This window comes from Nocardia fodinahabitans (assembly GCF_052983615.1).
This window is the reverse complement of sequence record NZ_JBRJJC010000001.1, coordinates 4,518,425-4,542,813: the sequence shown is the minus strand read 5'-3', so window position 1 is coordinate 4,542,813 and position 24,389 is coordinate 4,518,425. Positions and strand designations below refer to the sequence as shown.

Genomic DNA, 24,389 nt, shown 5'->3' with positions numbered 1-24,389 from the left:
TGGACCCCCACCCCGCGGCGCCCGGCGGATCGGGCACGATGGGCGCAGGCGTTTTCATTCGATATCCGCAGGTGGGGAGTGACCGAAGGGGGCAACAGGTGATCATCGGGCAGTGGCAGCTGGTGGAGACGCTCGGCGCGAGGTGGTCGATGCTGACCACGGGGACGACGCCACGGGAGTGGGCGTCGTATCAGCGCGCGATCCCGGCCGCGCTGCAACCGATGATCGCCACCGCCCACGATTCCGGCACGCCGGTCGACCGGGTACTGCCCAGATCCCGACAGCCGTGGTCGGAGTTGCGGTTACGGGCCGAGCCGGTGGTCTGGCCGGGCGCCGGGACGCACGCGGTGAAGGTCTGGGTGGGCGAACAGGCACCCGAAGCCGCCCTCGGGGTCGGGCTGTTCCGGATCGACGCGCAGGCCAGGGTGGTGCGCACCCGTCCCGCCGGACTCGGCCCCCATCTCGGTTCCGTGCCGGTCGAATTGACCGGCGCCGAGGCCTTTCAGCGGATCGAGCGTTTCGATCGCGCGCTGGATATCGTCGCGGCCCTGACCCGTTCGGACCCGGACAGCAACTGGTCGGGCATCGCCACCGTGCACTCGACGGCGGGACCACGGTCGCTGCTGGTGGCGGCCCGCAACGGAACTGCGGCACAGCGGTTCTCGTGGCGTGGTCTCACGGTGGACGTCACCGACAGCATCGCCCCGCAACCCCAGTCGTTCGAGGCGGCGACGCTCGCACTGCTGCGCAACACCCAGCCGGGCCTGTATCTGTGCATCCTCGACACCGCGCAGGTCCGGCAGGTGCGGTGGGTCACCGAGCCGGTGCCCGGGCTGCGCTGGCGCGGGATCGACGAGCGGCTGATCCCGCACCCCGACGACCGCGCCAGGATCGTCGCGGCGCGGGCGGAGATCCTGGCGGGCGCGGCCCGCGCGGGGATGACCGGGGTGCGCCTCGCGGCCGAGGCGGGCGGCTGGCTGGTCGCCGACGTCGAGGTGTCGCCGTTGCCCGCGGGCGCCGACGGCGGCGCGGCGCCCGCGTTCGTGCTGGCTCAGCTGCAGGTCACCGCGCCGGCGGAGTGATCAGGGCAGCTCGAAGGGCAGCGACACCCCGGCATGCACGCGGCAGCGCTCGCAGGTGTCCTGGCCGTCGACCGCGGCGACCGCGCGACGCATCAGCTCCTTGAACGGGCCGAGGTTCTTCTTGAACTCGGCGAAGACGTCCACCGCGTGCACGCCGTCACCTTCCTCGAGGCCGGCGTCCAGATCGGTGATGAGAGCGACTGCGGCGTAGCACATCTCGAGTTCGCGGGCGAGCACGGCTTCGGGGTGGCCGGTCATGTTGACCAGGTCCCAGCCCTGCCCGGCGAACCAGCGGCTCTCGGCCCTGGTGGAGAAGCGCGGGCCCGGCACGACGACCATCGTGCCGGAATCCTCGACGCGCAGGTCGTCACCGGCGGACTTCACCGCGGCGGCGCGCAGGTCGTCGCAGTAGGGATCGGCGAAGGAGACGTGGATGCCGCCCCCGTCGAAGTAGGTCTGCGGACGGCCGGACGTCCGGTCGACGAGCTGATCGGGCACGGCGACGGTGCCCGGCCCCCAGTCGGCGCGCAGGCTGCCGACGGCGCACGGCGCGAACACCCGGCGCACGCCGAGCGAGCGCAGCGCCCACATGTTGGCCTGGTAGGGCAGGGTGTGCGGGGCGAACTCGTGCTGCTTGCCGTGACGCGGCAGGAACGCGACGGCGCGCCCGTCGACCTCGCCGATGGCGACGGGCGCGCTCGGCGCGCCGTACGGTGTGTCGACCTCGACGTGCACCGCGTCGTTGTCGAAGAAGTCATAGAAACCGCTGCCGCCGATGACGGCGAGTGCGGGCCGGGGAAGCGAACTCATACCGGTGATTCTCCCGTCCGGGCAGGTCGCGCGCATCACCGGGACCGCGACGACGGCCGCATCTGACAATTCCCACCGGAAACTGTACCCTAGGGGGGTATCAGCTCGGTAATCCGAGCACCCCGTCAGGCGAGGAGACCTCCGGTGACCGCACCCACCCCCGACACCACGACCGGCGGCGAGCACACAGGCCACGAAGGCCACGGCTACATCACCGCCAAAGAGGACTACCTCAAGCGCCTGCGCCGCATCGAGGGCCAGTCGCGTGGCCTGCAGCGGATGGTCGAGGAGGAGAAGTACTGCATCGACATCCTGACGCAGGTCTCCGCGATGACCAAGGCACTGCAGGCCGTCGCGATGGGCCTGCTCGAGGACCACATCTCGCACTGCGTCGTGAACGCCGCGGTCGCGGGTGGGCCCGAAGCCGAGGCCAAGATCAAGGAGGCGACCGACGCGATCGCGCGCCTGGTGCGTTCCTGACCGGCCTCAGCGGGCCGGCGGGAAGTCCTGACCGTCCGGCCACGGATCGGCCGACTCGTCGACGGCGAAATCGGCGAACAACACCCCAGGTGGGGCGGCGCCCGCTCAGGCGCCGGCCAACTCGGCGCGCACCGGTTCCCGGCGGGCGATCCGGCCGCTCGGTACCCGGAAGTTGTCGCGCTCGCCGCAGGTGGCCGGGACGGCGCGGAGGCCACGGGTGAGATCGAGGTCGGCGTAGAGAAGGCCTTCGGCGCCCTCGGCGAGGGGGGTGGCCAGTTCCAGGCCACCGGGGCCGAAGATGCGGGAGACGCCGCCACCACCGCGCAGCAGCGCGGCCGGGCAGACGCGCGTCGACGACTTCCCAGCCGGCGACCGGCACCACGGCGACGGGGGCGATCACATAGGCGGCGCCGTCCATCGCGTAGCGCACGCTGGCCGCGGTATTGAGTTCCGGGCCCCACTCCTTGCCCTCGCCGTAGTACACGGTGAAACCGGACCACGACGCGATGTGGATCTGTTCGCGCTCGTCGTGCATGCGGGCGCGCAGCGCGGGGCGCATGTGGTCGGCGCCGCCGAGCACGCCGATCCGGCCGTGCTCGGTGTCGCGCACCAGCACCTGGTCGTCGGCGGCGCTGAAGACGGTGCGCTCCAGGCCGGTCGGTTCCCCCTTGCGGGCGACCGCGATCTCGCCCTGCACGTCGACGAGCGCCTGCGACATGAACACCTCGCGGCCGGCGCGCTCGGCGAACCCGATCGACACGTGAATGCCTTTGCGGCGTGCGGCATAGGCGATGGCCCGCAGCTCCGGTCCGTCGGCGGTGAGGGAATTGGCGAGATAGCGCGCGAGGAACTCCTCGCCCCAGTCGACCGAGTTGAGCCACATCCACCACGGGAATCCGGGCAGGAACGTCTCGGGAAACGCGACCAGCTGCGCACCGCCGTCGGCGGCTTCCTCGATCAGCCCGATGGCCTGCTCGACCCCCGCGGACAGGTTCAACCACTTCGGCTCGGCTTGCACCGCAGCAACGCGTATCCGACCAAACATCGTGACCCCTTGTCGCTCAATCCTTGAAAGGTGTTCGATTCACTCTCTCGCAGATAGCGCAGACATAAACTGTCATACCGTGCCACTCGACTGACCGTCCGTGCCAAACCGGCGATACGCCCCGGGAGTCCGGCCTGTTTCCCGACGAAAGGCCCGGTAGAACTGCCGTTCCGTGGCGAAGCCCGACGCCGCGCCGATGATACCGAACGTCAGGTCTGGTCTTGACACCAGCATTGCACACGCACGCCGCACCCGAAGCCGCCGCAACAGATCGCTGGGGGATTCACCGTGCTCCTCGAACACGCGATACACCGATCGCCGGGAAACGAAACACGCCGCCGCGAGGGAATCGATCGTCAGTGCCGGATCGGTGTAGTTGGCCCGCAAATAGGCCAGCACGCCTTCGCGCGTCAGCGAATTCTCGGCAGGGCCGTTCACCGGCTTGCCCGCCACCAGCGAGGCCGCCGAGGCGATCAGGTCGATGGCGGTCTCGGTGAGCGCGGCGGCCTGGCCGGTATCGCGATCCTGCAACCGCGCCAGGTCGGTCAGGAACCCGCTGACGATCGCGACCGGTCCGTCGGCGGGGATGGTGCGGGCGGTCGGGACCGACACCGTCGACATCCCCGGCCTGCGCCGCACGGCGTCCATCGGGATCTGCACGATGACCTGCTCGATGTCCTCGCCGACCCGCCACTCGTAGGGCGCGTTCGACTCGTAGAACACCATCTCCCCCACCCCGACCCGCGTGCTGCGGCCGTGCTGGCTCAACACGGCCGACCCCCGGGTGTGGATGCTGATCAGCAGGTATTCCGCCGCGGCACGGGCGATCAGCGACCGCGTCCTGGTGACCTCCTGGCGGGTCGAAGTCAGCCGGGACAGACCGAAATCCGGGTAGGCGTGGTGGGCGATGCGGCCGTGGAACGACTCCGCGCCCGCCGGCCGGGCGGCCAGGGGAAGGTAGGTCTGCGTCAGCATGGCTTCCCACTGCTGGAACTGTTCCTCGGCGCGAACGTGGGCGCCGACCGCGAGCACTCCGGGAAGACGTGAACAATCAACTGCGGCCGGAACATCGGCTGTCATCGGGACATCCTCGTCGTATTCGTATTCACACGACGGAGAGACTCGCCGAGCACCGCCCTGGACCGGGACGAGGATATCCGACAGAAAAGATCACTTTTCAAAAATTGACCGATCGTGACAGGCCCCACTCGGAGATCACAGACCGGAACACATCGCATATCCCGCTCGGTATTCCCCCGGCGCCATTCCGAATTCCGCTTGGAACACCCGGTAGAAGTGACGCTCGGCGGCGAATCCGGCCGCCGCGGCCACTTCTTCGATCGGTCGCATGTGCCCGTCGCGCAATAATTCGCACGCGCGTTCGAGACGCAGCCGGAGCAATCGCCGGGCCGGGCTTTCCCCGCCTTCGAACAGCCGGTAGAGAGTGCGGCGCGAGATCGCGAATCGCTGCGCGACGGTGTCGACGGTGAGGTCGGCGTCGGCGAACCGGCGCCGCATGAAAGCGAGGATTCCGGCCCGGGTCAGCTCGGCGGCCGAGGGCCCCCGCGGCACGGACCCGGCCGCGAGTTGCAGCGCCGAGGCCAGCAGCCCGACGCCGTGGCGCGCGAACTCGGCGGCCACCACCGGGTCGCCGTGCTGCATGCCCGCCAACCCGCGGAAGAAGGCGCCGACCGCGGCGGCGGGATGCTCAGGTCCGAGCGCGATCGCGGACGGGATCGTGGCCAGCGGCGCGCCGACCGCGGCCAGCGCGTCGATCGGCACCTGGACGACGACCTTGTCGAAGTCCTCGTCGATCTCCCAGCGATACGGCCGCGCGCTGTCGTAGATGACCATGCTGCCCGCGTCGACGTGCGCGGACCGGCCGTCCTGGTGCATCACCCCGCGCCCGCCCAGGTAGATACTGGCCAGGATGTGCCGGTCGGCGCCGCTCTCGATCAGCCTGGGCGTCCGGCGGACGGTCTGCGCACCGGCCTGGACCGAGGTGACCAGCAGATCGTCGTACGCCGTCGCCGCGATCCGGCCACGGAACTCCTCGGCGCGATGCGGCGCGACGGCGAGCGGAATGTAGGTCTCGCTCATCAGCGATTCCCACCGATCCACCACCCCGCGCCCGGACAGCTCGCCCCCAGCCCGGACAGCCACCGTCGTCCGTCGACTCATGACCGTTCAGTACCCTCCCCACTCGGCCCTGCGTGCACACAGCATGCCACGCCAATGCGGACATAACACCCAAACGACGCGGGGTCACGCGGTGTGGCGGCGGAGTTCGTCGCTCGCGGGCGCGGGCCCGGTGACCAGGCGGTATTCCCCCGGCGTCATCCCGGTCTCCACCCGGAACGCCCGGAAGAAGTGCCGCTCGGAGGCGAAGCCGGAGGCGAGCGCGACCGACGATGTCGACCGGCCGGTGTCCCGCAGGAGCAGCACCTGCGCGCACTCGACCCGCATACGCCGCAGCACCGAACTCAGCCCGTCGCCGGTCTCGTCGAAGAGGCGATACAGGCTGCGCCGCGACACCAGGCACGCGCGCGCGATCTCGTCCACGGTCAGCGCCGGATCGGTGCACCGAGACCGCATGAACGACAGCACCTGCTCCCGCGACAGCGCCTGGGCCGACTGCCCGGTCGGCAGCGCGCCGCCGGCGAGGGTGACCGCCGACGCCAGCAGCTTGACCCCATTGTCGGCCAGGACGACCGCCTGCTCGGGCACGCTCTGCTGGATGCGGGCCAGATCGCGGAAGAACCCCGCGACCACGCCGGCCGGACTCTCGGCGTGCACCGTTGTCGCGGTGGGCAACGCGCCGCGCCCGGTGGGGACGTGTTCACCCAGCACCGACAGCGGCACCCGGGCCACCACCTGCGACCAGGAGCCGTCGATGTCCCAGTGATAGGGCCGGGTGGTGTCGTAGAAGACCATGTCGCCCGGACGCAGCACCGCGATCCGCCCGTCCTGGTGCAGCCTGCCGAATCCCTTGGTGAGAATGCTGACGAACAGGAACTCACCGTCGGTGCGCGCGATGCCGCTCTTGGTACGCCGGATGCGCTGGCCGCTGGCCCCGACGGTCGACAATTCGAAGCCGGGCAGACTGCCGCGAACAATGCGGCCGTGGAACGCCTCGTCGCGTTCGGGATCCACCGCGAGCGGCACGTAGCTTTCCGACAGCAAGGATTCCCACTGCGCGAAAGCCTCGCCCGCGGCCAATTCCGGACTGTCGTTCAGCTTCAGCTCGACGAGAGGCTCAGACGACTCCACGCCAACCACCCCGCTTTCCTGCGAACCGACCAGCAAACCGTGGGCGCAACAACGCATCACGCGTCGCCCGGTGTCAGAGCCTGCCAGATCGACCGGGCCGTTGCCAACGAGTGATTCGCAATGGAAATATCTCCGCAGCTCAAATCTTCAACCGACCCCGGCCTTTACAGGAGATTCGGCCCCTCCCGCCCCGTGGCCGCAGCCACCTTGTGACGCTTATCACCGCACCTCACGATTCGTCGTATCGCGCTCAGCGCAACGCCACTCGCGCCCGGGCAACCATCCGGTATTCGCCCGGTGTCATTCCCGTGACCTCCCGGAACACCCGGTAGAACTGCCGCTCGGTGGCGAAACCGGACGCTGCGGCGACCATCGCGATCGAGCCGATCTCCCCGGCCTCCAGCAATTTTCGGGCACGCTCCACCCGCAGCCCACGCAGCACGGCGCCCAGCCCACCCTCGAACTCCGCCACGATGCGATACAGCGTCCGGCGCGACACCTGGCAGGCATCGGCGATCCGGTCGACCGTCAGGCCGGGATCGGTGAAGTTGGCGCGCACGTAGTCCAGGACGCGCTGACTGCTCATCGCCTCCGCCTGCGCGTGCCCGGGGCGGCCGCCCGCGGCGATCACCGCGGCCGCGCCGACGAGGTCGATCCCACTGGCCGCCAGCATCCCGGCGGCGGCCGGATCGGAGTGATGCAGTTCGGCCACCCGCTGAAAGAACCGGGCGAGCGTCGTACCGACACCGCCCGCACCGAGCACCATCCCGGCGGGCAGCGCTTCGGCCCTGATCCCGAGGAAGTCGACGACCCGCTGGCGGGGTACCCGGATCGTCAGGTCCTCGATGGCCGCGTTCGACCGCCACAGGATCGGGCGGGAGGTGTCGTAGAAGATCATCGACCCGGGCGTCAGCACCGCGCGATGCCCCGCGTGCTCTACTTCCGCCCGCCCGGCGACCACGATGCTGCCGATGACATGGAATTCGTCGGCCCTGGCGATGTGCCGCCGGGTGCGGCGTAGCTCGTGCCCCTGCACGCGCACCGTCCCCACGGCGACGTCACCGAAGTCGGCCGAGCGGATCCGGCCCCGGAACTCGCCCGCCACCGTCGGCGCGATCGACACCTCGGTGAGCGCGCGACCGACCAGGTCCGCCCAGAAGCCGAACGCCTCCGACATCGCCGTCCGCTCGGTCGAGCAGACTTCGGGAAAACCCTCGAACCCCTGCATCGCCCGATCGTCGCACCAGCGCCGACCCGCTGTCCGGAAATTTGGCGAACATCACCGTTCGCATAGCTAACGATGGGGCGCGGCCTGTACCTCTCCCAGGAACTCACCCGTGGTCACGCCGGTCGCTGCCCGGAAGACCCGGTAGAACTGTCGTTCCGAGGCGAAGCCGAGGCGGGGACCACCGCACCGAACGACCGCGCCGGATCCGCCCGCAGCAACGCCTTGGCACGCTCGATCCGCATCCTGGACAACCGAGCCCGCACGCCGACATCGCTGCTGTCGAAGACGCGATGCAGCACGCCGCGAGATCTGACAACCGTGCGCGATGTCGTCAACGGTCAGCGCCGGGTCACCGCATCGATGCCGCATGAACGCCAGAACCCGTTGCCGCGCCAGAGCTTTCGCCCCGACTGTACCGGGCAGCTGACCGCCGGCTCGGCGGTCTGCGCCGGAACGTGCCCCGTGGTCACGTCACACGGCGCGGATGGGCGAGGATCTGCAGCACCAGCAGGGCCACCACCGCGAACGTGGCGATGAGCACAGCCACCCACACCGTCGGGTAGTCCCAGAGCAGGAACACCAGCGCGGCGATGATCAGCACCAGGGCCCGCAGCGCGCCGAGATACGCGGCGGCGAAACCGGACACCCGGCCGCCTTCCCCGCGCCGCAGCCGCGCGATCGCGCCGTCGAGGAGGTCGCGCAGCTTGGTGGCGAGCGCCGACGGCCCGGCCAGATAGGCACCGACCGCCGTGAGCGCACCGACGAGCGCGATCACGCGCGTGGTCACCCGCAGCGGATGGACGAGTGTGTCGTAGACCGTCCTCGCCACTTCCGCCGAGACAGCTCGGGCCGAGAGCTGATCGAGGTAGACCGCGCGCGCGATCAGCAGGGCGGCGGCGAGCACCACCATCGACACCAGCACGCTCAGGCCGACCGCGAGCAACGCGCGTCGCCGGGAACCGCTGCCCGCCACCAGCACCGCGCCGATCGCACAGACCACCGCGGCGACGCCGAGCACGATCGCGCCCCGATCGAGCAGCCGCACGGCCCGCTGGGCTTTCGCCAGCTCGTCGGAGTCGATCAGGACGAATTCGCCGCGCGGATCGAGATCGAGGCGGGCCAGGTCGAAGCCGCGATCCGCGAGCTCCGCTTCCAGCCTGCGCAGCATCGGTTCCAGCGAGAGCGAGACGACGCCCTCCGTGCTCACCTGCAGCACCCCGTCGTCCACCCCGGTGAGAGTGGCGACGAGGGCGCGGTGAGCCTGCCGGTTCGCCGTCTCCCACAGATCCGCGAAGCCGTCACTGCGCACCAGCGTGTCCGCCGCGTCGCGCACCAGCTTCTCGGACTGCGCGGCCAGCAGCGCGGGCACACTGCGCAGTGCCGCCTCCACGCGCGGTCGCAGATCGCGGCGCTCGTCGATCGTGTCGACCAGTTCGGACGCGGCGCCGCGCACGTCGACCCGCGTCATGACCGCCTCGGTCAGCTTGCCCGCGACAGCGTTCTGGATCACGGGATCGTCGGCCAGCGGCGCCATGGTCGCGACGTAATGATCGGTATCGAGGACCTCGGCGCGCACAAAACCCGCGACCACCGACACGAGGGTGAGCACCCCGGTCGCACAGACCAGCAAGGCCACGGCAATCCGCCTGGTCGTGCGGGCACGTCCACCAGAATCGTCTGCCATCTGCCCGGCTTTCTCGCTGACGTCGAGTCTGCCATCGTATCGCCGTTCGCCCGGCGACGACAGCAACTACCCAGCGGTCACTCGCCGCAGCACCCGCCGGCGGCGGGCAGAGTCCTGGTTTCCCGGGTCTGGGCGTTGCGCGCGGCGAGGTCGGCATCGGCCGGGTAGTCGACGCGGACCAGGCTCAGGCCGTGCGCGGGCGCCACCGTCACCGAGCTCGATCGCTCGGTCTCGGTCAGCAGGCTCGCCACCCAGTCGGCCGTGCGGCGGCCCTCACCGACAGCCAGCACCGCGCCGACCAGGCTGCGCACCATCGACCAGCAGAACGCGTCCGCGCTGACGTGCGCGTTCAGCAGTTCGCCGTCGCGCTCCCAGTCGAAGCGCTGTAGCTCACGCACCGTCGTCGCGCCCTCGCGGCGGCGGCAGAAGGCGGCGAAATCATGCAGCCCGAGCAGCTGCCGGGACGCCGCTCGCATGGCGTCGAGATCGAGACCGGGCTTGGCGGCCACCACGCTGCGGGCGTGCAGCGGCTCGGCGCCGTAGCGGGCGGTGGTCAGCCGGTAGACGTAGTGGCGACGGGTCGCGGAGAAGCGGGCGTCGAAATGCGGCGGCGCCGGCGCGACCTCGGTGATCCGCACGTCCTTGGGCAGGAAGCGCGCCATCCGGTACAGCAGTTTGTCGGCATCGAGTTCGCCGGTGGTGTCGAAATGCGCGACCTGGCCCTCGGCGTGCACCCCGGCGTCGGTGCGCCCGGCGACGGTGAGCTGGATCGGCTCGCGGAACACCTTCGACAGCGACTCCTCGAGCGTGCCCTGCACCGTACGCAGCCCCGGCTGACGCGCCCAGCCGGTGAAATCGGTGCCGTCGTAGCTGATCCCGAGCCGCACCCGGATCGCTTCCCGCTCGGTGTCGTCCATCGCTTCCTCCGCACCTGCTGTCACTGGCAAAAGGACGAGCCCGTCACCCACGAAGGGTGACGGGCTCGGCCGGATTCGAAGAGAATCAGGCGTCCTTCTTGTCCTCGGTGGCCTCGTCGGCGGCCGGGGCGTCGGCCACGGTCTCCTCGACGACGGTCTCCTCGGCCTCGGCGGCCGGAGCGGCCTCGGCCTTCTGCGAAGCGGCGACGCGACGGGCCCGGTCGGCCTCGTTGGTCACGGTCTTCTCACGGACCAGCTCGATGACGGCCATCGGCGCGTTGTCACCCTTGCGCGGCAGCGCCTTGGTGATGCGGGTGTAGCCACCCTCGCGACCCTCGAACGAGGGGCCGATCTCCGCGAACAGCGCGTGCACGATGTCCTTGTTGCGGATGACCTTCATGACCTCGCGACGGTCGGCAAGGGTGCCGCCCTTCGCCTTGGTGATGAGCTTCTCGGCGTAGGGGCGAACCGCCTTGGCCTTCGACTCGGTGGTCGTGATACGACCGTGCTCGAAAAGCGCCGTGGCCAGGTTGGCGAAGATCGCCTTCTGGTGCGACGCCGACCCGCCGAAGCGAGCACCCTTCTTGGGCTTAGGCATTGGATTCTCCTTGGGAAAGGTTCACCGGGGGTGCCCCCCTGGCGACCTAGAGCTGTTCGGTCTCGGCGTAGTCCTGCTCGCCGCCGTCGGTGTCACTGAACGTGCCGCTGTCGCTCCACGTTCCGGTGCTCGCGTCGTAACCCACCACGGAGGACGGGTCGAACGACGCCGGGCTGTCCTTGAGCGAGAGGCCCAGCGCGTGCAGCTTGACCTTCACCTCGTCGATGGACTTCTGGCCGAAGTTACGGATGTCGAGCAGATCCGACTCGGTGCGGGCGACGAGCTCGCCCACGGTGTGCACACCCTCGCGCTTGAGGCAGTTGTAGGACCGGACGGTGAGGTCCAGATCCTCGATCGGCAGACCGAAGGAGGCGATGTGATCCGCCTCGGCCGGGCTGGGGCCGATCTCGATGCCCTCGGCTTCGACGTTGAGCTCACGGGCCAGGCCGAAGAGCTCGACCAGGGTCTTGCCCGCCGAGGCGAGCGCGTCCCGCGCCGTGATGGAGTTCTTGGTCTCCACGTCGAGGATGAGACGGTCGAAGTCGGTGCGCTGCTCGACACGGGTGGCCTCGACCTTGTAGGTCACCTTGAGCACCGGGGAGTAGATCGAATCCACCGGGATCCGGCCGATTTCCGCACCGGTCGCCTTGTTCTGCACGGCGGGCACGTAACCGCGGCCCCGCTCGACGACGAGCTCGATCTCGAGCTTGCCCTTGTCGTTCAGGGTGGCGATGTGCATGTCCGGGTTGTGCACGACGACGCCGGCCGGCGGCACGATGTCACCGGCGGTGACGGTGCCAGGGCCCTGCTTACGCACGTACATGGTGACCGGCTCGTCCTCTTCGGAGGACACGACCAGACCCTTGAGGTTCAGGATGATGTCGGTGACGTCTTCCTTCACACCGGGAACGGTGGTGAACTCGTGCAGGACACCGTCGATGCGGATGCTCGTGACCGCGGCCCCCGGGATGGAGGACAGCAGGGTACGACGCAGCGAGTTGCCGAGGGTGTAACCGAAGCCCGGCTCGAGGGGTTCGATGGTGAACTTCGAGCGGTTCTCCGCCACAACCTCTTCGGTCAGTGTCGGACGCTGGGAAATCAGCATGAGGATCTACTTCCTGTTCAGGGCATCCGCTATTTGATGCCTCGTCAGTGAGTGCGGGGGCTGCCGTGTGCGCAGCCCCCACCAAAAGCGCTTACTTCGAGTAGTACTCGACGATGAGCTGTTCCTGCAGCGGCACATCGATCTGCGCGCGCTCGGGCAGCTGGTGCACCAGGATGCGCAGGCGGCCGGGGACGACCTGCAGCCAACCGGGAACCGGACGGTCGCCGACGGTCTCACGCGCGACCTGGAACGGCAGGGTCGGCAGCGACTTCTCCTTGACATCGATGATGTCGTACTGGGAGACCTGGTAGCTCGGGACGTTCACCTTGACGCCGTTGACCACGAAGTGGCCGTGGCTGACGAGCTGACGAGCCTGACGACGGGTGCGCGCCAGACCGGCGCGGTACACGACGTTGTCCAGACGCGACTCGAGCAGACGCAGCAGGTTGTCGCCGGTCTTGCCCTTGAGGCGGTTGGCCTCTTCGTAGTAGCGACGGAACTGCTTCTCCATGACGCCGTAGGAGAAGCGAGCCTTCTGCTTCTCCTGCAGCTGCATGAGGTACTCGGATTCCTTGATCCGCGCGCGGCCGTGCTGGCCGGGCGGGTAAGGACGACGCTCGAACGCCTGGTCGCCTCCGACGAGGTCGACGCGCAGACGACGCGACTTGCGGGTGATGGGGCCTGTATAACGTGCCATTTCAGCTGTTCCTTTCCCGCTTAGACGCGACGCCGCTTGGGCGGACGGCAGCCGTTGTGCGGCTGCGGGGTGACATCGGAGATCGAGCCCACTTCCAGGCCGGCGGCCTGCAGCGAACGGATCGCGGTTTCGCGGCCCGAACCCGGGCCCTTCACGAACACGTCGACCTTCTTGACACCGTTCTCCTGCGCCTTGCGGGCAGCGTTCTCGGCGGCGAGCTGCGCGGCGAACGGGGTGCTCTTACGCGAACCCTTGAAGCCGACGTGACCCGACGACGCCCACGAGATGACATTGCCCTCGGGGTCGGTGATCGAGACGATGGTGTTGTTGAACGTGCTCTTGATGTGCGCGTGGCCGTGCGGGATGTTCTTCTTATCCCGGCGACGCGACTTCTGAGTCTTCTTCGGGCCAGCGGCCCGGCTCTTCGGAGGCATACGCTATCCCTACTTCTTCTTGCCGGCGACGGTCTTCTTCGGACCCTTGCGCGTACGCGCGTTGGTCTTGGTGCGCTGACCACGAACGGGCAGGCCACGACGGTGGCGGATGCCCTGGTAGCAGCCGATCTCGATCTTGCGGCGAATATCGGCCTGGACCTCGCGGCGCAGGTCACCTTCGACCTTCATGTCAGAGGCTTCGATGTAGTCACGAAGCTTGGTCAGGTCGTCGTCGCTGAGATCCTTCGAGCGCAGGTCCGGGCTGACGCCGGTCTGAGCCAGGATCTCGGTGGCGCGGGTGCGCCCGATTCCGAAAATGTAGGTCAACGCGATCTCCATGCGCTTTTCGCGCGGGAGATCGACGCCCATCAGACGTGCCATGTGGCAGGTTCCTTCATGGTTGCGGAGGTCTGCTCCCTGTCCGTCCCCCCGTCTTTCAGGTGGGGGCACCGGCCTCCGTACCGGTGGTTGGCGCGCACAAGTGCGTGCGCGCTGGAGCTGGGAGTTCTTCTTTTCGGTCAGTCCGATCAGACGATCGGTGCCCGGTGGTGCTGCGTAGAACGGCCCCTCGGCAAGCCTCGGGAACGTTGAATCAGCCCTGACGCTGCTTGTGGCGCAGGTTGTCGCAGATCACCATGACCCGGCCGTGGCGGCGGATCACCTTGCACTTCTCGCAGATCTTCTTGACGCTCGGCTGAACCTTCACGTCCGTCCAATCTTTTCTTGGCTCACAAGGGTCTGTGAACACAGTTTTTCCCCAGCCGACGACTGGGGAAGTCTTGTAGCGCGCTCCGACCCGGGCCGGAACACCATGCGACGCCGCGTGCCGTCAGGCTCGCGGCGTCGAGCAGGTCTCACTTGTAGCGGTAGACAATCCGGCCGCGGGAGAGGTCGTACGGCGACAGCTCGACGACCACGCGGTCTTCCGGAAGGATGCGAATGTAGTGCTGCCGCATCTTTCCGCTGATGTGCGCGAGAACCTTGTGACCGTTCTCGAGCTCGATCCGGAACATCGCATTGGGCAGCGGCTCGACAACTCGACCCTCGACCTCGATGGCCCCGTCTTTCTTCGCCATATCCTCCGCGATCCCGGTTATGCTTCTAACCTGAGTTTGGATTGCCTCGTATCTGCTCGCTGGCATGCGAACAGTCGGCGCATAGGTGCACCGCCGCTCAAGCTTACCGGTACTGCACCCCAGAGGCAAAAACGGCCCGAACCGACCACCGGTCCGGCAGGGTCGGCCGACCGGAGGCGCCCACCACCGCGCCGATGTTGTCGCGTAAACTCACCGGCGTCGGAGATGTGGGTCGAGCAGATCGGGGGACCCTGGTGAGCGGAACGCGCCGGTGAGTCGTAACAACGACAGCCTCCCCATGTTGCCGCCGTGGCTGTCGGAGAGCGAAGTCACACAGGTCGGCTACGAGGCTCCGGTCGAGAACCTCCCCCAGGACGACCTGATCGACGAGGCACCCAAACGCCGCCGCTTCATGAGCCGCGGTGGGAACGACGACGCCAAGAAGGACAAGCGCGGCCGCCGGCGCAAGGGCGAGGACCAGCAGCCCGAGCAGCACCGGCCCGAGCCCGTCGCCGAGCCGCAGCGTCCGCCCGCCGAGCCGCCCACGCGGCAGCCGGGGTGGCCCGCCGAGACCGCGAACCCGCTGATCCCCGGCGACCAGCCCAACGCCGGATGGCAGGGTGGCCCGACGAACCCCGGGCCCGGAACACCGCCGCCCTGGCCGCAGGAGCGGGCGCCGCGCAACGCGACCGCCGCGGCGGTGCCGCCCGCTCCCGGGCCGTCCACCCACGCACCGACCAGCGATCCGTCCATCCCCACCGGCCCGACCGGTGCGCCCTTCGCCCACGGGCCGGGCGCTGCGCCGTACGTCGGCCCGGCCGGTGTGCACGAGAGCTCCGCGGCGGCCTACGCCGACCCGGCTTCGCAGGCAGGCGACCCTTCCGGTCCCGCGCTGCCGACCCGCACGCCCGCACCGCCGTCGACCGGGTTCACCCCCTCGGCCCGGGCCAGCAGCAGCGTCAGCTCCCCGACCTGCCGCCGCCCCCGCCCCTGCCGGATCCGCCGGCGCGCAACCGGCCGACCGAAGCGCCGCCGCGCCTGACCGCGCCGGGCGAGCCCTCGGCCCCCGCCACCCCGAACCCACTCCTCGGCCCGACGCCCGACGCCGAATCGCCGATGTCGTCGGCCGGTGCCGCTGATCCACTCCCCGGCCCGGCGCCGACTGCCACCACCGGAACACCCGCGCCGTCGACCGGTGGCCCGGACCCGCTCCGCGGACCGTCATCGACCACCACCGGCGCCGCCACACCGTCGACCGGTATTGCGGACCCGCTCCACGACCCGTCATCGGCCGCCACCACCGCCCCGTCGACCCGTGACGCGGACCCGCTCCTCGGTCCGGCCTCGAATCCCGCCGGAACTCCGTTCACCGGTGCTGCGCCGACGGGCAGTTGGTCGATGCCCGATGACGCCGCCGCCGAGCTGCGCTCGCCCGCCCCCGATGCGCACGCCGTCACGCCCGACCAGGCGCCGTCGCCCGATGCCCGACGACTGCCGGGTCCGGCCGACATCGCCCCGGCGACGCCGAATACGGCGACACCGAGCGAGGCCGCCCCCGCTGAGCCCGGCGAACCGGCACGCACCGACCGCGGCCGTCACAGCCTCGATCAGCCGGAGTCCGCGGCCACGACGATCGACGACGCGACGCCCACTCCCCCACCGCTGCCGGAACCTCCGGCGCTGCCAGATCCCACGACGGGCGCGGCCGTCCCGTCACCTGACGATGCGGCTCGCGGGATCGTGCACACCTCGCCCACCCCCGGCGATGCCGTCGCATCGGCCCAGACCTCGTCGGCCGCGCAAGCGGATGGCATCCTCACCGGCGATATCTCGTCGGGCAGCACATCCACGACGCACGCCACGGCGCCCGCCGAGGATGTCGCGGCAGACAGCGCACCGGCCGACCGCACGACCCGGATGAGCCTGCCCGCGGATCTCGCCGGTGGCGCCGGCGCGTCCGCTGCCGGAGCGCCCGACGCCCGGTCCGCCTACAGCACAGGTGGATTCACGCCGTCGGCCGGTACGGGATCCTCGTATCGTCCCGGCGAGTCCGTCGCTCCGCAGCAGGCGCCGGGCCCCGATCAGCACTCGCACTACGTCTCGCAGACGCCGACCTACCATTCGTCGCAGTACAAGGCGATTCCCGGCGACCCCTCGCCCGGTGCGGGCACCCACTCCGCTCCGGACGCGCGGACCGAGACGTACCGCAGCGACGATCCCCGGGTCCAGGCCGCCCGGAATCAGGCGCCCGGTGGCGACTACGCGCCGCCGGCCTGGCAGGCCGCCGCCGAGCAGCAGCCGTACGCTCCGCAAACCGGTTACCGCTCCGGCGAATTCGCACAGCCCGCGAACCCGATCTCGCCGTACCAGCAAACCCCCGGCCAGTACCAGCCGGGCGAGCCCGCGCACCAGCTGCCCGACGGCACCGTGACTCCGCAGTACCCGCAGCCCGAGTCGTACAACGCACCCGCACAGCACTTCCCACAGCCCGACGGCGCCCCGGCGCAGCACCAGCGCCCGGACGTCGCGCAGGCACCACACTCCGAGGCGACCCGGCACTACCAGCAGCCCGATGCCGCCCAGGCCCAGCCGAACCAACGGCCGGACGGCGCCGCTCCGCAATTCCTGCCGGACGGTTCCCCCGCGCCGCAGTACCAACCGGACGGTTCCCCCACACCGCAGTTCCTGCCCGACGGCACACCCGCGCCGAACTTCCAGCGCCCCGACGGCGCCCAGCCGTACCAGCAGCCGGGTGACGTCGCGCCCCAGCAGTTCCAGGGCGGCCAGACCGTACCGCCGTACCAGCAGCAGGCTCCGGGCCCGTACCAGCAGCCCGGCCAATACCAGCAGCCCACTTGGGGCGCCAACCCGCAGCACGGCTACCAGCCGCCGTCGCTCGACAATGTCCCGGTCAAGCGGGTCAAGAAGGCGCCAGGCAGTGGCTGGCGTAAAGCGGTGCACCATGTTTCGGGTGGCGCGATCAACCCGGGGATGTCCGCCGAGGAGCGGCGCCTGCAGGAGCTGGTCGCCCGCATCCGGCAGCCGGTGCGCGGTGACTACCGGATCGCGGTGCTCTCGCTCAAGGGCGGTGTCGGCAAGACGACGACCACCACCGGCCTCGGCTCGATCTTCGCCTCGATCCGCGGCGACCGGGTGATCGCGGTCGACGCCAACCCCGACTTCGGCACCCTGTCGCAGCGCGTGGCGCTGCAGACCCGCTCGACCGTGCGCGACCTGCTGCTCGATCCGTCGATCGAGCGCTACTCCGATGTCCGCAGGCACACCTCGCAGAGTTCGAGCAGGCTGGAAGTGCTTGCCAGCGAACGTGATCCGGCCGCGTCGGAGTCGTTCAACGACGAGGAGTACCGGGCGGTGGCCCGGATCCTGCAGCGGTTCTACAACATCATCCTGACCGACTGCGGTACCGGCCTGATGCACTCGGCGATGAGCGGCGTGCTCGATCTGGCGCACTCGCTGGTGCTGATCTCGTCGGCGGCGATCGACGGCGCGCGCAGTGCCGCGGCGACGCTGGACTGGCTGTCGCTGCACGGGCACGACCACCTGGTCCGCAACGCGGTCGTGGTGATCAACCTGCCGCGTGAGGGTTCACCGAATGTCGGTGTTCAGCAACTGCGCGAGTACTTCCTCTCGCGCTGCCGGGCCGTGCACATCATCCCGTTCGACGAGCACCTGTCCGAGGGTGCCGAGATCGATCTGCACCGCCTGCACAAGACGACCAAGCGGGCGTACGTGGAACTGGCGGCGACCGTCGCCGACGAGTTCGGCGTCGACCATCACCGCTTCGGCTGAGCTACGCCGCGGGCGGGCCGGTCACCATTCCGGCAGCCTGCGGCGACCGGCGATCACATCGCGGACCAGGTCGTCGTAGGCGTCGGCCAGCTCGGCGAGGTGGTGCCACGCGCAGTGCAGCATCTCGTCGTTGGCGGGCATCGTCATCAGGGCGTGGTGCGCGCGCACCGAGGACTCGGCCAGCCGGTCGATGACCGCGCCGATCGTCTCGGTGTGCAGGGTTGCGCCCAGGCGGTGCTGCGGAACGCCGCGATGCACCCAGTCGTCGATCGCGAGCACCAGTTCGGCTCGGCGGCAATCGATCTCGCGCATCACCACCGGATCGGTGTCGACGAATCCGCCGCGCCCGACGATGCGCTTCTCGTGCAGCACCGCGAGATCACGCGCGAACCACAGCAGTGGTCCCCCCACCACCCGGTGTCCGCGACACGCCCGGACGAGAAGATCGGAGAGCGGCAGCAGACCGGTAGTCGCCGGCGGCCCGGCGGTATCGACACACCGCAATGTGTCGGGGAAAGCCATTACGACCGTAGAACTCTCCGCACCAGCCACGTTGCCTCGCCGTCGTCGCCGCACAGCACCGGATCAGGACGTTCATTACAATAAACCTCGCAAGCTCACTGTCAAGCACTACTCGGCCGTAGGTAACCCAGACGAGTACACTTCGTTACCTGCACGACCTACCGAGGAGCATGATGGCGGACGGTCCGACATACCTCCGGATCGCAGACCTCCTCCGTGAGGAGATCCGCGCGGGCACGTGGAAGCCGGGCGATCGGCTGCCCAGCCATTCCGAACTGGCCGAGCAGATGCAGGTCTCGATCACCACCTCGCGCAACGCGATCCAAGTGCTCGTCGCCGAAAACCTTGTCTACACAGCTACTTCCCGCGGCACCATCGTACGAAACCAGGAAGTGCTGGAATCCGTGGTCACCGACCACATTCGCCGGGACCGGCCGCGCTCGGCGCACGACATCTTCGAGGAGATCGCGCGCGCCGCCAACCGCGAGCCCGCCAAGGAATTCAGCACCAGGATGGAGCCCGCCGACGACCAGGTCGCGCAGTGGCTCGGCGTCGCCGTCGACTCCTGGGTGCTGGCCCGCACCGTGGTGCAATACCTCGACAACGAACCGTGGTCGTGGGAGGTGAGTTTCTACCCACGCGATCTCGCCGAAGCCGCCGGCATCGATTCACCCCACGACATTCCCGAGGGCACCACCCGCCGTCTGGCCGACCGTGGCTACGGCGAGACCGCCCACCGCGACACCCTCGCCGCCCGGCCCGCCACCGCCGAGGAGGCGGCCGTGCTCGGCGTCGCCACCGGCACCGTCCTGCTCGACCACCTGCGCATCGGCGCCAACCACGAACGGGTCACCCGGGCGACCCGGCATCGTTGTCTGGCCGGCCGCAACCGGCTGGCCTACCAACTCGGCGACGCGGCGGGCACCGCCGTCATCGCCCGCACCCTCGGCATCGCACCCGGACCTGCCGTCGCATTGCCATGACCGTGGGGATGCGCCCGGCCGCCCTGGGCGACCTGCCGCTGATCTGCCGGCTGCGGGTGCAACGCACCGCCTGGCTCACCGCGCGTGGCTCCGACCAGTGGACGGTCGCGGGCCGGGGCCGCCCCATCGAGATCTTCGCAGGCGCGGTCGGCCGGGCGCTGGACGCGGGCGAGACATGGATCGCCGAGGTCGACGGTGAACCGGCGGGCACGATCACCGTCAACCACCGCGCCGACCCCGGCCTGTGGTCACCGTGGGAGCTGGCCGAGGCCGTCATCGTGCATTTCATGATCGTCGACCTGCGCTTCGCGGGCAGACAGGTCGGCCGCCACATGCTCTCCCACGCCGCCCACCTGGCAGAACACGAGCAGCTGTCCTGGGTCCGGCTCGACGCCTGGACCACCAACACCGAACTGCACAACTACTACCGCCGGGCCGGCTTCACCCTGACCCGCATCGCGGGCCCGGCCGCCACCGGCCCCTCCCGTGCCCTGTTCGAACGCCGCATCAGCCGGTGCCCGCCGCACCCCAACCGCAGCACCAGCACGCAACGGTCGTTCTCGGCGGCCTCGCTACCGGACTGACTCACAGCTCCGGCAGGTCGGCGATGTGCACCATTTCGATGCCCTGGCTGCGGGAGACGAGGGTGCCGCGGCCGGGGGGCATCTTGCTCGGACGGACCTCGCCGACCACCTTGCCCTCGTCGCGCGAGCCGCTCATGACCAGCGTCTGGACCGACAGATTCTTCATCGCACCGAGCACCGGGTCGTAGAGCGCGCGGGAGATGCCGCCGATGCGGCGGGTGACCACCAGGTGCAGGCCGATGTCGCGAGCCTGCGGCAGGTACTCGAGCAGCGGGGCGAACGGGTTTCCCGATCCGGTGACGACCATGTCGTAGTCGTCGACGACGACATAGATCTCTGGACCGCTCCACCAGCTGCGCTCCCGCAGCTGCTGCGGCGTGATGTCGGCGCCCGGGATGCGCTTGGACAGGTAGCCGGCGACCTCCGCGATCATCGGCCCGCAGGTCTGCGAGGAGGTCGAATAGCCTGCCAGCTGATCGCCTTCCAGCACACCGAGCATGGTGCGGCGGTAGTCGATGAGGATGACGCGCGCCTCGTCGGCGGTGGACTGTTCGGCGATGCCCATCACGATGTTGCGCAGCAGGGTGGTCTTGCCGCATTCGACATCGGCGAAGGCCATGAAATGTGGCTCGGTCGTGAAATCGAGGACCAGCGGCTGCAATTCGGATTCGCCGAGTCCGACCGCGACGCGGTAGCGATCCAGCGCGACGCCCTGTGCCCGCGCGGCGGCGATGACCTGCTCGCGCGGGAAGCTCAGTGGCAGCATGCGCACCTCGGGCGCCCGACGGGCCGGGTACAGCGCGGTGAGCTCCTCCTTGGCCCGCGCGACACCGTCGGCGATCGAGGCGGGGTCGGAGTCGGAATCCAGGCGCGGCAACGCGATCAGCATGTGCAGCTGCTGCGGGGTCAGACCGCGGCCCGGCCGACCGACCGGGACCTGATGCGCGGTTCGCCTGCCCATCTCGGAGTCGCCGGGGTCGCCGAGCCGCAGTTCCAGCCGGGTACCGATCTGGTCCTTGACCACCGGCCGGATCTCGGCCCAGCGGGACGCGCCGATCATCAGGTGGATGCCGTAGGACAGACCCTGTGCGGCAATGGCGTTGATCTGGTCGGCCAGTGCGTCGAATTCCTCACGGATCGCGGCCCAACCGTCGACCACCAGGAAGACGTCACCGAACAGGTCGGCCGCCAGCGGGTCCCCGGCGGCGGTCGCGGTGCCGTTGACCCGGCGCGCCTCCAGCGCGGAGAACTTGCGGCGGCGGAACTCGGTCATCGACTCGATGCCGAGTTCGGCGAAGCGTTCCTCGCGCTGCCGCATCAGGGTGGTCAGCTCGGCGATGGTGCGGCGCACCCGATCACCGTCGAGCCGGCCCGCCACCGAACCGACATGCGGGATGCCGACCAGACCGGCCATCGAACCGCCGCCGAAGTCCAGGCAGTAGAACTGCACCTGCTCGGGCGTGTGGGTGGCCGCGGCGGCCATGATGATGGTGCGCAGCGTGGTCGACTTGCCCGACTGCGGACCACCGACGACCGCCACATTGCCCTGGGCGCCCGCGAGATTGATGGTGAGCACGTCACGCCGCTGCTCGTAGGGCTTGTCGATGACGCCGATCGGCATCCACAGCTGACCGTGCCGGTTCACCGGCGAACGCCAGTCCGGATCGGGCAGCAGCATATCGGTGGTCGGCGATTCCTCGAGCGGCGGCAGCCAGACCTCGTGCGCGGGTCTGCCGTGGCCGGTGAGCCGCTTGACCACCACATCCAGCAGCGAGTCCGGAATGCCTTCCTCGACCATCGGTCCCGACGGCGGCGGAGGCGGCAGCTCCGGCAGTCGCAGCGGCGACTCCGTCTCCGTGGCGAGCGGTGCGACCTCGGCTACCTCCACCGGCGCCGCGGTGAACACCATCGGACGCTGACCGGCTACCGGCTCGCCGTCGTCGCCGGTCACCGTGCCCGCGGGCGCGACGTAGGGACCCGAGACGTAGCTGGCGTTGAACCGCAGCGGCTCGGACGCGTCGCTCTTGAGGTAGCCGGCGCCGGGCACGCTGGGCAGGTGGTAGGCATCGGTGATGCCGAGGACCGCGCGGGATTCGTTGGCGGAGAACGTCCGCAGACCGATCCGGTAGGACAGGTGCGACTCGAGTCCCCGCAGCTTGTTCTCCTCGAGCCGCTGCGAGGCGAGCAGCAGGTGCACGTGCAACGACCGGCCGAGGCGACCGATCATCACGAACAACTCAGCGAAATCCGGTTTCTGCGAGAGCAACTCGGAGAACTCGTCGACGACTACGAACAGCGCGGGCAGCGGGTCGAGCGGAACGCCGGCGGCACGGGCCTTCTCGTAGTCGGTCACGTTGGCGTAGTTGCCCGCCGAGCGCAGCAGTTCCTGGCGGCGATTCATCTCACCGGCAAGGGCGTCCTTCATGCGGTCGACGAGGGAGAGCTCCTCCTCCAGGTTGGTGATGACCGCGGCGACGTGCGGCAGCGAGTCCAAGCCGAGGAAAGTCGCGCCACCCTTGAAGTCGACCAGGACCAGGTTCAGCGCGTCCGGCGAGTGGGTGGTGACCATCGACAGCACCAGGGTGCGCAGGAATTCCGACTTACCCGAACCGGTCGCGCCGATACACAGGCCGTGCGGCCCCATGCCGTTCTCGGCGGACTCCTTGATGTCGATCTCGACCGGGGTGCCGTCGGGCGTGACGCCGATCGGAACGCGCAGCCGCTCGCGCGCGGTCCGCGGTCGCCACACTCGCGCCGGGTCGATCTGGGCCGCGTCGGAAATGCGCAGCAGCGCCATCAGACCGGGGTCGGAGGTGGTGCCCTCCCCCAGGCTGACGATCTGCGCGGCGGTGGCCAGCCGGTACCTGGCCAGGGTCCGCGCGAAGGCTTCGGCCTCGGCCACGGTGACGGTGTCGACGGTGGCGAAGCGCTCGACGCCCGCGGCGCTGCGCGCCGACACGGCGCCATCGGCGACCACGAGCTGCAGCCCGCGTCGGGCGGCGAGCCCGTTCTCCGGGGCGGTGAGGTCGAGCACGGTCACCGAGTCGAGACCGGATTCGCTGATCAGCCGTTCGTTGCCGCTGATGTAGCCGTCGTCGATCACCACGACCACATGCAGCCTGCCCTGCGTGGGCTGCGGGTTGCGCATGAAACGGCCGCGTTCGAGCAGCTCGGTCGAGAGCGCGGATTCCAGTTCACCCAGCGAGGTGTAGAGCATGCGCGCCGAGCCGAGTCCATCGCGCTGGCTCGGATGCTGCACGTGCGGCAGCCATTTCGCCCACGCCCAGTGCGCGTCCGGATCGGCGCAGATGATGGCGACGGCGAGGTGGTCGGGGCCGTGGAAGGTCGTCAGCTCCATCAGCATGGCGCGCACGAGTTCGCGGGCGTCCTCGTCGGGTCCGTCGATATTGATCGCGGGGAACGCGCGCAGCGACACCGCCGTCGGCAACTGGTGCACCACCGAGTGGGTACGCACGAAGCGGCGCAGCGCGACGGTGGAGACCGGCTCCAGATCCTCGAGTGGCCCGGTCTCGGGGCGGGCCAGCTTGGTCGCGAGCCGATGGCTGCCGACGCCGACCCGGATATGCCCGAAGTCGGGATCGTTGGGGCGGCGCTCCCACATCCGCCTGCTGCCGATCAGCGAGGGCAGATCGGCGGGTTCGGGATGGCTCCAGGACAGGGTGTCGAGCTGCTTGGCACCGGTGCCGCGCACGTCCTTGCGTACCTGATCGAGGTAGCGGAAATAGTCCTTGCGTTCCTCGTTGAGTTCCACGGCGCGCTTGGGACCGCCGCCGCGCATGCCCGCCATCATGCCGACCATCGACATCAGCATCATCATCGGGAACATCATCGACATCGGGTTGGACAGCAGATTGCGGCCCATCGTCGCCATCATCGCGATCATGCCGACGACCGCGACCACCATGATGACCGGCATCAGCTTCATCATCAGCGGCGCCGGGATCGCGCGCTGGATCTCCGGCGGCGGGGTCAGCGCGACTTCGCCACCGGGCGCGCGCGGGGGCGCGATCCTGGGTTTGCGGACGAAACCTTCGGTAGCCATC

23 protein-coding genes are annotated in these 24,389 nt (G+C 69.5%); 6 read left to right on the top strand and 17 right to left on the bottom strand.

Going from position 1 to position 24,389, the window contains the following annotated elements:
• Positions 1 to 98 precede the first annotated feature (98 nt).
• Positions 99 to 1,082 (top strand): GAF domain-containing protein, encoded by a 984-nt coding sequence (locus NV348_RS21075; RefSeq protein ID WP_447148429.1) that lies wholly within the window; start codon positions 99 to 101, stop codon positions 1,080 to 1,082.
• Here NV348_RS21075 and NV348_RS21070 read toward each other — a convergent pair whose 3' ends face one another.
• Positions 1,083 to 1,892: an S-methyl-5'-thioadenosine phosphorylase gene (locus NV348_RS21070; protein ID WP_447148428.1), complete on the bottom strand. Its 810-nt coding sequence runs from the start codon at positions 1,890 to 1,892 to the stop codon at positions 1,083 to 1,085. It lies immediately after the preceding gene.
• Positions 1,893 to 2,036: 144 nt separating this feature from the next.
• On the opposite strand from NV348_RS21070, the gene NV348_RS21065 reads away from it, so the two are divergent.
• Complete coding sequence (locus NV348_RS21065; protein WP_447148427.1) at positions 2,037 to 2,372, top strand: metal-sensitive transcriptional regulator; 336 nt, start codon at positions 2,037 to 2,039, stop codon at positions 2,370 to 2,372.
• Here the strand turns inward: NV348_RS21065 and NV348_RS21060 are convergent.
• The 14 genes from NV348_RS21060 to infA all read right to left on the bottom strand — a co-directional run bounded on the left by NV348_RS21060 (position 2,329) and on the right by infA (position 14,426).
• Positions 2,329 to 3,417, bottom strand: coding sequence for a nitrilase-related carbon-nitrogen hydrolase (locus tag NV348_RS21060; protein ID WP_447148426.1), 1,089 nt, complete (start codon positions 3,415 to 3,417; stop codon positions 2,329 to 2,331). The genes NV348_RS21065 and NV348_RS21060 overlap by 44 nt on opposite strands.
• A gap of 72 nt (positions 3,418 to 3,489) precedes the next feature.
• Entirely contained in the window at positions 3,490 to 4,497 is a 1,008-nt protein-coding gene (locus NV348_RS21055; RefSeq protein ID WP_447148425.1) for an AraC-like ligand-binding domain-containing protein, read from the bottom strand.
• Between the two features lie 135 nt (positions 4,498 to 4,632).
• A complete protein-coding gene (locus NV348_RS21050) occupies positions 4,633 to 5,598 on the bottom strand; it encodes an AraC family transcriptional regulator (protein ID WP_447148424.1) in 966 nt (321 codons plus the stop codon).
• A gap of 84 nt (positions 5,599 to 5,682) precedes the next feature.
• Complete coding sequence (locus tag NV348_RS21045; RefSeq protein ID WP_447148423.1) at positions 5,683 to 6,687, bottom strand: helix-turn-helix domain-containing protein; 1,005 nt, start codon at positions 6,685 to 6,687, stop codon at positions 5,683 to 5,685.
• A gap of 250 nt (positions 6,688 to 6,937) precedes the next feature.
• Positions 6,938 to 7,915 (bottom strand): AraC family transcriptional regulator, encoded by a 978-nt coding sequence (locus NV348_RS21040; protein ID WP_447148422.1) that lies wholly within the window; start codon positions 7,913 to 7,915, stop codon positions 6,938 to 6,940.
• A 466-nt stretch (positions 7,916 to 8,381) separates the two neighbouring features.
• Positions 8,382 to 9,599, bottom strand: coding sequence for a hypothetical protein (locus NV348_RS21035; RefSeq protein WP_447148421.1), 1,218 nt, complete (start codon positions 9,597 to 9,599; stop codon positions 8,382 to 8,384).
• 77 nt (positions 9,600 to 9,676) lie between these two features.
• Positions 9,677 to 10,516 (bottom strand): tRNA pseudouridine(38-40) synthase TruA, encoded by an 840-nt coding sequence (gene truA, locus NV348_RS21030; RefSeq protein ID WP_447148420.1) that lies wholly within the window; start codon positions 10,514 to 10,516, stop codon positions 9,677 to 9,679.
• A gap of 85 nt (positions 10,517 to 10,601) precedes the next feature.
• On the bottom strand, positions 10,602 to 11,114 hold the full coding sequence (gene rplQ / locus NV348_RS21025) for a 50S ribosomal protein L17 (RefSeq protein ID WP_019045113.1): 513 nt from the start codon (positions 11,112 to 11,114) through the stop codon (positions 10,602 to 10,604).
• Between the two features lie 46 nt (positions 11,115 to 11,160).
• Entirely contained in the window at positions 11,161 to 12,219 is a 1,059-nt protein-coding gene (locus tag NV348_RS21020) for a DNA-directed RNA polymerase subunit alpha (protein WP_022567324.1), read from the bottom strand.
• 91 nt (positions 12,220 to 12,310) lie between these two features.
• Entirely contained in the window at positions 12,311 to 12,916 is a 606-nt protein-coding gene (gene rpsD / locus NV348_RS21015) for a 30S ribosomal protein S4 (protein ID WP_019045111.1), read from the bottom strand.
• Positions 12,917 to 12,936: 20 nt separating this feature from the next.
• Positions 12,937 to 13,350, bottom strand: a complete 414-nt coding sequence (gene rpsK, locus NV348_RS21010) for a 30S ribosomal protein S11 (protein ID WP_019045110.1) — start codon at positions 13,348 to 13,350, stop codon at positions 12,937 to 12,939.
• Between the two features lie 9 nt (positions 13,351 to 13,359).
• Positions 13,360 to 13,731 (bottom strand): 30S ribosomal protein S13, encoded by a 372-nt coding sequence (gene rpsM, locus NV348_RS21005; protein ID WP_355271363.1) that lies wholly within the window; start codon positions 13,729 to 13,731, stop codon positions 13,360 to 13,362.
• Between the two features lie 211 nt (positions 13,732 to 13,942).
• Positions 13,943 to 14,056 (bottom strand): 50S ribosomal protein L36, encoded by a 114-nt coding sequence (gene rpmJ, locus NV348_RS21000; RefSeq protein WP_011207363.1) that lies wholly within the window; start codon positions 14,054 to 14,056, stop codon positions 13,943 to 13,945.
• Between the two features lie 148 nt (positions 14,057 to 14,204).
• Positions 14,205 to 14,426 (bottom strand): translation initiation factor IF-1, encoded by a 222-nt coding sequence (gene infA / locus NV348_RS20995; protein WP_003418601.1) that lies wholly within the window; start codon positions 14,424 to 14,426, stop codon positions 14,205 to 14,207.
• A 271-nt stretch (positions 14,427 to 14,697) separates the two neighbouring features.
• On the opposite strand from infA, the gene NV348_RS20990 reads away from it, so the two are divergent.
• The gene (locus NV348_RS20990; protein ID WP_447148419.1) at positions 14,698 to 15,468 is read left to right on the top strand and encodes a hypothetical protein; all 771 of its coding nucleotides are present in this window, start codon (positions 14,698 to 14,700) and stop codon (positions 15,466 to 15,468) included.
• A gap of 356 nt (positions 15,469 to 15,824) precedes the next feature.
• Positions 15,825 to 18,236, top strand: coding sequence for a MinD/ParA family ATP-binding protein (locus tag NV348_RS20985; RefSeq protein WP_447148418.1), 2,412 nt, complete (start codon positions 15,825 to 15,827; stop codon positions 18,234 to 18,236).
• 21 nt (positions 18,237 to 18,257) lie between these two features.
• Here NV348_RS20985 and NV348_RS20980 read toward each other — a convergent pair whose 3' ends face one another.
• Complete coding sequence (locus tag NV348_RS20980; protein ID WP_189030564.1) at positions 18,258 to 18,650, bottom strand: DUF4254 domain-containing protein; 393 nt, start codon at positions 18,648 to 18,650, stop codon at positions 18,258 to 18,260.
• Positions 18,651 to 18,931: 281 nt separating this feature from the next.
• Here NV348_RS20980 and NV348_RS20975 point away from each other — a divergent pair, with 281 nt between their 5' ends.
• Together NV348_RS20975 and NV348_RS20970 are read left to right on the top strand one after the other, a co-directional pair.
• Entirely contained in the window at positions 18,932 to 19,741 is an 810-nt protein-coding gene (locus tag NV348_RS20975; RefSeq protein ID WP_447148417.1) for a GntR family transcriptional regulator, read from the top strand.
• A complete protein-coding gene (locus tag NV348_RS20970) occupies positions 19,738 to 20,325 on the top strand; it encodes a GNAT family N-acetyltransferase (RefSeq protein WP_447148416.1) in 588 nt (195 codons plus the stop codon). The genes NV348_RS20975 and NV348_RS20970 overlap by 4 nt, the downstream gene beginning before the upstream one ends.
• Before the next feature lies 1 nt (position 20,326).
• Here NV348_RS20970 and eccCa read toward each other — a convergent pair whose 3' ends face one another.
• Positions 20,327 to 24,388 (bottom strand): type VII secretion protein EccCa, encoded by a 4,062-nt coding sequence (eccCa, locus tag NV348_RS20965; protein ID WP_447148415.1) that lies wholly within the window; start codon positions 24,386 to 24,388, stop codon positions 20,327 to 20,329.
• Between the last annotated feature and the right edge of the window lies 1 nt (position 24,389).